Annotated in this window: 7 protein-coding genes; 3 read left to right on the top strand and 4 right to left on the bottom strand. The window is 69.2% G+C overall.

Annotated features, from left to right (window positions below; genetic code table 11):
• The first annotated feature begins 466 nt into the window (after positions 1 to 466).
• A complete protein-coding gene (locus OG764_RS37685; protein WP_328972832.1) occupies positions 467 to 835 on the top strand; it encodes a hypothetical protein in 369 nt (122 codons plus the stop codon).
• Between the two features lie 572 nt (positions 836 to 1,407).
• Here OG764_RS37685 and OG764_RS37680 read toward each other — a convergent pair.
• The 3 genes from OG764_RS37680 to OG764_RS37670 all read right to left on the bottom strand — a co-directional run bounded on the left by OG764_RS37680 (position 1,408) and on the right by OG764_RS37670 (position 3,597).
• On the bottom strand, positions 1,408 to 1,554 hold the full coding sequence (locus OG764_RS37680; RefSeq protein ID WP_328972831.1) for a hypothetical protein: 147 nt from the start codon (positions 1,552 to 1,554) through the stop codon (positions 1,408 to 1,410).
• 1,119 nt (positions 1,555 to 2,673) lie between these two features.
• Positions 2,674 to 3,066, bottom strand: coding sequence for a lipocalin/fatty-acid binding family protein (locus OG764_RS37675; RefSeq protein ID WP_328972830.1), 393 nt, complete (start codon positions 3,064 to 3,066; stop codon positions 2,674 to 2,676).
• Between the two features lie 294 nt (positions 3,067 to 3,360).
• Positions 3,361 to 3,597 (bottom strand): hypothetical protein, encoded by a 237-nt coding sequence (locus tag OG764_RS37670; protein ID WP_328972829.1) that lies wholly within the window; start codon positions 3,595 to 3,597, stop codon positions 3,361 to 3,363.
• Between the two features lie 153 nt (positions 3,598 to 3,750).
• Between OG764_RS37670 and OG764_RS37665 the strand changes: the two genes are divergently transcribed.
• Together OG764_RS37665 and OG764_RS37660 are read left to right on the top strand one after the other, a co-directional pair.
• On the top strand, positions 3,751 to 4,560 hold the full coding sequence (locus OG764_RS37665) for a leucine-rich repeat domain-containing protein (protein WP_328972828.1): 810 nt from the start codon (positions 3,751 to 3,753) through the stop codon (positions 4,558 to 4,560).
• A gap of 192 nt (positions 4,561 to 4,752) precedes the next feature.
• A complete protein-coding gene (locus OG764_RS37660; protein ID WP_328972827.1) occupies positions 4,753 to 5,328 on the top strand; it encodes a hypothetical protein in 576 nt (191 codons plus the stop codon).
• Here OG764_RS37660 and OG764_RS37655 read toward each other — a convergent pair.
• Entirely contained in the window at positions 5,214 to 8,687 is a 3,474-nt protein-coding gene (locus OG764_RS37655; RefSeq protein WP_328973298.1) for a M28 family peptidase, read from the bottom strand. The genes OG764_RS37660 and OG764_RS37655 overlap by 115 nt on opposite strands.
• Between the last annotated feature and the right edge of the window lie 262 nt (positions 8,688 to 8,949).

The following is an 8,949-nucleotide window of genomic DNA, read 5'->3' as shown; positions in this document are numbered from 1 at the left end:
TACCTGAGCGCTGCGCGCTCAGGACTGAACGGCCTCGCTGCGCTCGGCCGGGGCCCTTCGGGCCCAGCTCTGCGCTTCGCTCCGAGCCATGGCCGGCCTTCGGCCGGGGTCCTGCGCTTCGCTTCGGACTGGCCCGGGTTTCGCTTCGCTTCCCCCGAGAGGACCGCTTCGCGGTCCTCTCGGGGGCTCCCGCGCGCTGCGCGCGCGGGAGGTGACCCCGTTTCACGGGGTCCGGGCCTTCGGCCCGTTGGGCGGGTCCGCTGCGCTCCCCCGCCCTGGGACCTTACGGCTTCGCCTCCAGGCCTTGACCGCGCTCCGCGCGGTCAAGCTGGCAACAAGGGACGGCTTGCTCTGTCCTGGGGCCGGCTTGGTCCCGGCAGACCGTCCCTTCCGGGTGTTGCAGGTTCAGGCCGGCTCGGTCACATCGCGGTCGTGTCCTCGCCACAGGCATGTCGTTTCTTTGGTTATGAAGAAGATCATCAGTGCTGCCGCGCTTGCCGTCGCTGCCGTTTCCCTCGCTTCCCCCGCCCATGCCGACACGGACCTGAGCGAGAAACAGCTTTACGAAAAGGTGAGGCACGCCGTCACCGAACACCCCGAGAACTACGGGCTTCCAGCGCTGGGAGCCGACGCCACGAACCTCGATAAAACCGTCCTCAACGTCGCCAACAAGTTCCTCGAGAACAACAACCCCATGGGGAGCCCTCAGCCCAAGGCATCCCCCACCTTCACCCTCGGCAGCGTCTCCGACCTCTCCCAGGGCCTCGATATCGGAGACATCCAGAAAGGTGTTCCTTCTCTGAGCACACTGAACCTCGGCCCTTCCGGTGCCTGAGCAGCGCTTCCGGTAGCTTGCGCAGGCCCTGCTGCTCCCTTAAACGGCACACGGGCTTCTCCTGACACGACAAGCCCCACAGTTCTCCTGGCGGGCCCCTTCAACCTCCCGTTTCACCACCGGGCCTGCTTGAAGCGGGCCCGGCTGGTAGCACATCAGGCGGGTACCTGAGCGCTGCGCGCTCAGGACTGAACGGCCTCGCTGCGCTCGGCCGAGGCGCCTTCGGTGCCTGGCTCTCCGCTTCGCTCCGAGCCATGGCCGGCCCTTCGGGCCGGAGTCCTGCGCTTCGCTCCGAACTAGCTCCGGCTCCGCTGCGCTCCACCCGGGCTGGGCCCGCTTCGCGGGCCCAGCGGGAGGTGACCCCGTTTCACGGGGTCCAGGCCTGCGGCCTGTTCGGGGTGTCCGCTTCGCTCCCACCCGGGCCCTTCCGGCTCCGCCTCCAGGGCCAGGGCCCGCTCCGCGGTCCCTGCTGGCAGCAGTAGGAGGGGGTGCGGGCTTCTCTCGACTGGCGGTCGGTGGGAGCGGACCGCCTGAACGGCGTCCGCTCCGCTTCCAACCTGCTGCGCCGCGAACTACCGCGGAAGGGGCTTAATGATCGTGTGCGTGATGACCTGCCCCGTGATCTGCTTCGTCTCCAGCCTCTGAGTCCCCGCCACCAGGGTCGGCTTCTCCACCGGAACCTCCTCCGGGGTGGCCTCAACCTCTTGCTCGTCCGCCATGACGCTCTCCCTCTACTCCAGGATGTGCAGCTCGTACCCCGACCAACCTCCCCAGCAAGCCCGCCGGGTAGTCGGCGATTACAAGCCCCTCAGAAGCACAACGATCAAGCCTGTATGGCCGGCCCTACGGGCCGGGGTCCTGCGCTCCGCTCCCCCACCCCGAGGTCCTTCCGGCTCCGCCTCCAGGACCAGCCCGCCCTGCGGGCGGGCTGGCAGCAGAGCAAAGGTTTCCCCATTCGGCCGAGTGCACCATCTGGAACTCGTACGGGCGAACGACCCTGGGCCTCGCTGGAGACCGGCCCACATCCCAGGTCAGGGTGGACACGCCTCAACCACTCAACCAAAGGACCAGCCATGTCCACGGCAAGCAACACACCGTCAGACCCCGAGCAGAACGGTGAACCCACCCTCCCCCGCCACGTCACCTGGCCCCACGGAGTCGAGTACCCAGCACAGCTGGAACTGCGAGACAAGCAAGGCCAAATCCTCGCCCACTACGACCTCCGCACCGAAGACAACGAAGCGTCTGCACGGTGGCAAATGCGGGCCGGGGGACGGGCCGGGGGAGTGGGTTCAGCCCCCTCCTAGCGGCACCTGAAGACAGACGTCCTGGGAGGCCGCAACCAACCCGTGCCGCAGGGTCCAGGCCTGCGGCCTGCCGGCGTGTCTGCGCACTCTCCCTCCTCCTTGAGGGGACCCCAAGCCGTGCCGGCTGCGGAAGAGAACCGCTTCGCCACCGCGTGATTCAGAATTTAATGCGGATGAAAACTGGACTGAGGTCCATGTCACGCTCGTGTCCAGTGACGCCCCATGTCGCGGATCACCCTGAACCGGACCAGGCCCCGCCCCGACCAGGTGCGCCACGGCGAGGTAGCCGACCCCGCTACGGGCGGGCTCCAGGCCTGGCACGCATCCCTGGCGGCGCTACGGGCGGTCCGGCATTCTCAGCAGTGGGCCCGCACGAGAAAGAGCCCGCCCTACACCCAGAACCCCCCGCCCGCCGCCGCGCTCAGGCACCACCGGGCCACCGGAGCAGAGGCCGCCGGGGCGCCCTAACCGGCCCCCCGAGACCGCCGACGGCTGGCCCACAGCGACCGCCTGGACGTCCTGGAAAGGCCGTCAGAGACGCTTGAACACGCGCGTGGCCGTCACACCCTTGGCGCTGTAAGCGGCGGTCATCTCGCTCGGGCCGTACTTCCTGAACACCTGGACCCGCTCGCCACCGATTTCCTGCACCTCGACCAGGGTGTCCCCGTCCCGGGTGAAACACGCCGTCACGGTGCGCCCGTCCGCAGCCACAGTCTCGAAGTCCACCCCCAGGGTGAACGACACCTTGGTGGTCTTGACCTGAGTCCGGACGGACAGCTCCCACCTGCCGTCCGCGCTCGCCAGCTCCTCGGTCATAGAGGACTTCTCCAGCGCGTTCCGCTGGATCAGGCCGACGCCGGCGGCCTTCAGGTACTCGCCGTAGTTGTCACTGCTGATCATCTCCCACGTGCCCTCGATCGCCATGCGGGTTCCCTCCCAGGTGTCTTGACTCGCCCCGGCGCCAACTACGCCGCGTCGTACACACGCTACAGAACTGGATCAACCCTGGGCTGAGAGTGGGGCTACAGCTGCAACGGCGAGGACAGGCAGCTCCCCGACCGCGGGCCTCTAGTCCTGGGGGGTCGGAAAGGATGTAGCAGGGCCTGGAGACTAGACGCATGACCGAACGTCGCGCCCTGGGCACCGGCCCGCGCCCCGCAACTCCCCCAACACCACCCACGGTCGGCCGCCGGGCGGCCGCCGGGCGGCCCCGCTCCCTCAGGGGCCGGAGGGCCCTTCGCAGATGGGGTCGCGTAGGCAGTCACCGGCGGCCTTCGCGAGCAGGACGAGGGCCACGCCCAGGGCGACGGTCATCGCGAGCGCCCCGAGGAGGCGCAGGGCGCGTTTCCGCGGTGTCGCGGCGGCCCCCGGCAGGGCGAAGGCCACGATGAGCAGGAGTACGGGCAGGCAGGGCAGCGAAAGGGCCGCCATCCCGAACCAGTCTTCGCGTCTCATGAGCGTTGTCTTCCCGGACCCGGGCGTGATCACCACCCATCCGGGCAGGCACGTCGTACGGGCGGACCGGGGCACGGGACTGGCTCGTTCTCGTCGGCTCTGTCGCTGATCTTGTGATGGTGGGCGGCTGAGGCACCCTCATATGTTGGCGCCATGACGAGTGAGAGAGAGCCGCAGCCCTACGTCAACCGCTGGGGTGATACGTCGGAACCGGCCCCGGAGCGGCGCGGAATTCGCCAGGATGCTTGCCTGTGTGTCGAGCAGTCCAGGCCGCGTCCGCGAGCCCGGGTCGGATTTCACACCGAGCGCCAGGATGTGTCCGCTCCGGGCTGGCTGCGTCTGCTGGAGCTGATTGACGAGGCTGCTGCCGACGGGCGCGAGGAGTTCCGCCCTCTCGTGGGGCTCAACCCGGAGGAGCGGCGGCAGATCGTCACCCTGCCGCCGAGCATCGCGCGGCTGACCATGGTCAAGCATCTCGTGCTCTGCGGCAGCAACCTGGTCCGGATACCGCCCGAGATCGGTGCCATGACCAGCCTGGAGGAGTTCACTCCCTACACCTCTTACCGGCTGCACTGGTTTCCGTACGAACTCACCCGATGCCCGAAGCTGTCGCGAAGCACGGTGAGTACACGCGCGCTGTTCGTCAACTACAAGCTGCGACCGTCATTCCCCCGCCTGCAGCCTGACCTGGACCGGGTCACGGAACTCGCCCTGGAAGACCTCGATCCCAGACGCCGGGGCACCACAATCATCCGCAGATGCAGCGTCTGCGACCGCCCGATCGAACAGGATGGGCTCCAACAGAGGTGGATCTCACTGCGCGTGGCCACAGACGTATTGCCCCTGCTGGTGAACGCCTGCTCCTCTGCCTGTGTCGCCTCGCTGCCCCACGGCGCGCGGGGCTACGTCCACACGCCGCACAAGGGGGGCCGCGTCGACCAGCCGCCATCCGAATGGGACTGACCACGTGCCGTTCCCGAGGGTGAAGGTGGTCGGATCGGCATCGTACTCCTCACGGAAGTATCCGCGGTAGCCGGACTCCCCTCCATGGCGCAGCTTCAGTTGGCCCGTCGAATGCGAAGGCTTGTGCGAGCCTGGCACGATGCGCGTCATCGCCTTGGGGCGGTCGACATCCAGCCGAGGCGAGAAGGAACTTTGATCTCTGACTACCAGCAGAGGCTGCGAGAGCAGTTTCTGTCCGTCCCTGTCGTTGCGCCGCCCGTCCCGTGGTACCCGATCCCGAACGGGCTCATCCCCATCGGGGGCCTGCTCGGCATCGGCTTCGCTCTCGCTCCCGACGACGGCCGCGACCTGGTGATGGTGGTCTCCGTCGACGGCCACGGGCTCTTCGACACCGCCACCGGCGAGAAGATCGCCCGCGACCGCGACCCCGACCCGGACGACAGCACCCCGGAAGGCGTCGAGTCGGGCCTGACGATGGGTGAGGGCCCGGCCCCGCACACCGCGGAGCCGGGCCCCCCGTGTGGGCGCCGCCGGGCGGCGGCGCGCCCGGCCGGCCCCGTCTCCCGCACCACGCCGCATGAGGGACGCCGGAAGCCCGGCCGCCCGGGGGTCGGGGGCCGGGCCGGTTCACCGGTTCGGCTGGGTGCCGGAGGTCAGCTCACCTGGATCGAGACGTCGTCCAGGACGAACGAGGTCTGCAGGGACTGGTCCTCCACCGACGCGAAGTCGAGGGTGACGGTCTGCCCGGCGAAGGACGAGAGGTCGTAGGACTTCTCCACGTAGCCGGCGGCCGCGTCCAGGTTGGAGTAGGACGCCAGCTGCCGGCCGCCCACCTTGACCGTGGCCGTGTCGTAGGCGATGTTCTCGGTCTCGTTCGTGTCGATGTGGATGAAGAACGAGAGCCGGTACGAGGAGCAGCCCGTGGGGATGGAAACGGACTGCCCGGCGCGCTCGTTGGAAGTGCCGCCCGTGCCGCCCAGCCACACCTTGTAACTGCCGCCGTGCGCCGCCTGCCGCGAGTCGTTGGTGATCACGCCCGTGCTCGCGCTCCAGGGGCTGGTGCCGTTCTCGAAGCCGCCGTTGACCACGAGCTGGCGCGGGCTGCAGGAGCCGCCGCCCGTGACGGTCAGCGTGTAGGTGGTGGTGTGGCTGACGGTGCCCGAGCCGGTGACCGTCAGGGTGTAGGTGCCGGGCGTGGTGCTCGCGCCGACCTGGACGGACAGGGCCGAGGAGTTGCCGGACTGGACGGACGTCGGGTTGAGCGTGGCGGTCACGCCGGCCGGTGCGCCGGAGACGGCCAGGCCCACGGTCTGGGCGGCGCCGCTCACGGTGGTGGTGTTCACCGTCGCCGAGACGGACCCGCCGGGGGCCGTGCTGCCCGCGGACGGGCTCACGCCGATGGAGAAGTCCTGGGCCGGGGTGGTGCCGCCGACGGCCTGCTTCCAGACGGTGTAGGCGACACCGTCGGCGCTGCGGTTCAGGACCGTCGCGTTGATGTTGCTGGTCGTGTCACAGGCGCTGTGGTAGCAGGAGTCGTACGCGGTGTTGGCGGAGCCGCCCCACTTCTGGGCCTGCGCCGAGGTCTTGCGGGCGCTCGCGCCGGCCGCGTACCCGGAGGTCGGGATGCCGCCCTGCTGGAAGGAGTAGTCGTCGCTGCGGCCCTGGCCCTCGGTGTTCTCCTCGGGCGCCAGGTTCAGGGAGGTCCAGTACGCCTTGAGGGGTGCGGCGGCGGCGGAGTTGACATTGTTGATGAAGTAGCCGCCGTTGGTGGAGCCGACCATGTCGAAGTTGTAGTAGGCCTTGATGGTCGCGCGCTGGGCGGTGGTGAGCCGGTTGACGTAGAAGGCGGAGCCGTTGAGGCCCTGCTCCTCGTCGGTCCACCAGGCGAACCGGACGTGCTTGGTCATCGTCGGGTTCTTCTGGGCGAGGACGAGGGCGTTCTCCAGGAGTGCGGCGGAGCCCGAGCCGTTGTCGTTGATGCCGGGGCCCGCAGAGACGCCGTCCAGGTGTGCGCCGAACATGACGACCTGGTCGTCGGGGCCGCCCGGCCAGTCGGCGATCAGGTTGTTCGACGGGTAGGTGCAGGAGGTGCAGTTCTGCTCGGTCACCGTGAATCCGGCGGCCTGCAGCTTGCCCTTCACGTAGGCCAGCGACTGGGTGTAGCCGGCGCTGCCCGCACGGCGGTGGCCGCCGTTCTGGCTCGCGATGGTGTTGAACTGGGTCAGGTGCGCCTGCACATTGGCGACGTTGATGTCCGGCGGGTCGTTGCCGGGCTGGGTTCCGCCGACGTTGAGGGTGTAGTCGGTGGTGTGCGACAGCGTGGTGCCCTGGCCCTTGACGACGACTGTGGAGGTGCCGGGCGCAGCGTTGGAGGTGGCGGTCAGGGTCAGCACGGAGGACTGGCCGGCCTGGACGGTGGCGGGGTTGAAGGAGGCGCTGACCCCGGCGGGCAGGCCGGTGGCGGTCAGGGCCACCGACTGCGCGGTGCCGGTCGTGACGGCGGTGCCGACGGTGGTGGTCACCGAACCGCCCTGCTGGATGGTGCCGGACGAGGGGTTGAGCGACATCGAGAAGTCGTTGTTCTGACCGCTCGGGGTGCAGGTCGGGTCCGCCGCCTGGGCGGGCACGCTGATCGCGTCCCAGGCCGCCTTCGTCTTGTTGAAGAGGCCGCAGGTCGTGTCGAGCGTCTTGGAGGAGCTGAGCGTCGCCGTGCGGTACTTCTTGTAGCTCATGCTGCTGGTCTTGAGCAGCATGCCGCCGTAGAAGATCTTGCCGGCGGTCTGTATCCCCACCCCGGTCAGGGTGCTCTGGTTGCAGGTGCTGCTGCTGGGCTTGCCGCCGCCGGGGTTGGTGCCTTCGGACAGCAGGTAGAACCAGTGGTTCAGCGGGCCCGCGGCGGCGTGCACCTCGGTGCCGGGGATCGACGAGCTGTAGCAGGCCGGGTCGTTGTTGACGGCCGGCGGGTTGTACATGTTGCGGATCGGGCCCCGCCCCTGGAGGTTGATGACCTCGCCCACCAGGTAGTCGGGGACGTCGTAGGGGGCGGGCTGGTTGATGTACGCCTCGGTCAGCGCGCCGAAGATGTCACCGGTGCCCTCGCCGAGCCCGGCCTCCTGACCGCTGGTGCCTCCGGGAGTGTTGGAGTCGATGGCGTGCCCGTACTCGTGGGCCACCACGTCCGTGCCGGCTATCCACTCGTTGGCGCTGTTGCGCCCGATGGTCACCGAGCTGCCGTCCCAGTAGGCGTTGAGCTCGCCGAGTCCGACCTTGGCGGGGAAGCTGCGGCCGTTGCCGTTGACGCCGTTGCGGCCCAGCCACTGGCTGAGCATGTCCCACTGCTTCTGTGCGGCGAACATCAGGTCGACGCAGCCGGTCTCCTTGCTCGTGGGGTTGCCGGTGCCCCAGGAGTCGGAGGACTTCGAGAAGACCGTGTTGGTGCTGTAGTCGGCACAGCTCAGGCCGGTGCGGACCGGGTCGCGGAGGGAGTACGTGGAACCCGAGGCGGTGGTGTCGATGGTGAGCGGGCCGGGCCCGTTCCACTTGCTGTTGCCGGTGCCCGCGACCACGTCGTCGTAACTGTCGACGACGCGACCGGTGCGGGCGTCGACGAAGACGTGCAGCTTGCTGGGCGCGCTCTTGGTACGGCCTCGCAGCACGGTCTCCCAGGCCAGCACCGGCTTGTCGCCCTTGAGGCGGACCACCAGCCGGCTGCTCTCGACCTTGTCGACCGAGGCCAGCTTCTTCCGCGAGGCCGTCTCGGCCTTCTTCGCGGTGACCGACGGCTGGGTCGCCACGTCGATGCGCACGGAGGAGGCGGACTGGAGGGCGCGGATCCTCCCGGAGCCATCGGCGAGGACCACGGCGTCACCGCCGACGACCGGCAGGCCGCGGTAGCTGCGCTCGTACGACACCGAGTAGAGGTCCTTCACCCAAGGGGTGACGAGACGTCGGTCGTACTGCTCCTGGGCCGAGTTGACCAGCGCGTCGAGGCCGCTGTCGACTGCCAGGTCCGCGGCGGCGACGGCGCGGGCCGCGGGGCTGCCCTTCTGGGCCGCCGCCGAGGGTGCCGACGGTGTCGCCGACGCCGTTCCGGCGATGGCGCCGACGAGGCTCGCGGACAGCGCCATCGCCGTCGCGACCGCCGTCCATCTGGTGGGCTTCAACGTTCACTCCGTTCGTGGGGGGAGGCGGGTGTGGGGTTCACCGCCGCCGAGTATGGGCGTGTACATGGCGACTGGTGGGCATACCTGCGTGCATAAGATCCGCGTTATGACCGCCGGAGGCGCCGGCCTGAGGCACCCGCCGCGCGGTCCGTCGCCGCTCGTGCGGGGGTGCGCGCGTGCGTGGGTGGGACCGGTACCCGTACGGCGAGAACCGGCCGGTGGCGGC

This window comes from Streptomyces sp. NBC_00239, assembly GCF_036194065.1.
Taxonomy (GTDB): Bacteria; Actinomycetota; Actinomycetes; order Streptomycetales; family Streptomycetaceae; genus Streptomyces.
The sequence above is the reverse complement of the archived record's forward strand: the minus strand, read 5'-3'. Positions and strand labels throughout refer to the sequence as shown.

Excerpts from the sequence above, each read along its gene's own strand:
- OG764_RS37685 (WP_328972832.1), top strand. The coding sequence starts at position 467 with ATGAAGAAGATCATCAGTGCTGCCGCGCTTGCCGTCGCTGCCGTTTCC.
- OG764_RS37680 (WP_328972831.1), bottom strand. The coding sequence starts at position 1,554 with ATGGCGGACGAGCAAGAGGTTGAGGCCACCCCGGAGGAGGTTCCGGTG.
- OG764_RS37675 (WP_328972830.1), bottom strand. The coding sequence starts at position 3,066 with ATGGCGATCGAGGGCACGTGGGAGATGATCAGCAGTGACAACTACGGC.
- OG764_RS37670 (WP_328972829.1), bottom strand. The coding sequence starts at position 3,597 with ATGAGACGCGAAGACTGGTTCGGGATGGCGGCCCTTTCGCTGCCCTGC.
- OG764_RS37665 (WP_328972828.1), top strand. The coding sequence starts at position 3,751 with ATGACGAGTGAGAGAGAGCCGCAGCCCTACGTCAACCGCTGGGGTGAT.
- OG764_RS37655 (WP_328973298.1), bottom strand. The coding sequence starts at position 8,687 with ATGGCGCTGTCCGCGAGCCTCGTCGGCGCCATCGCCGGAACGGCGTCG.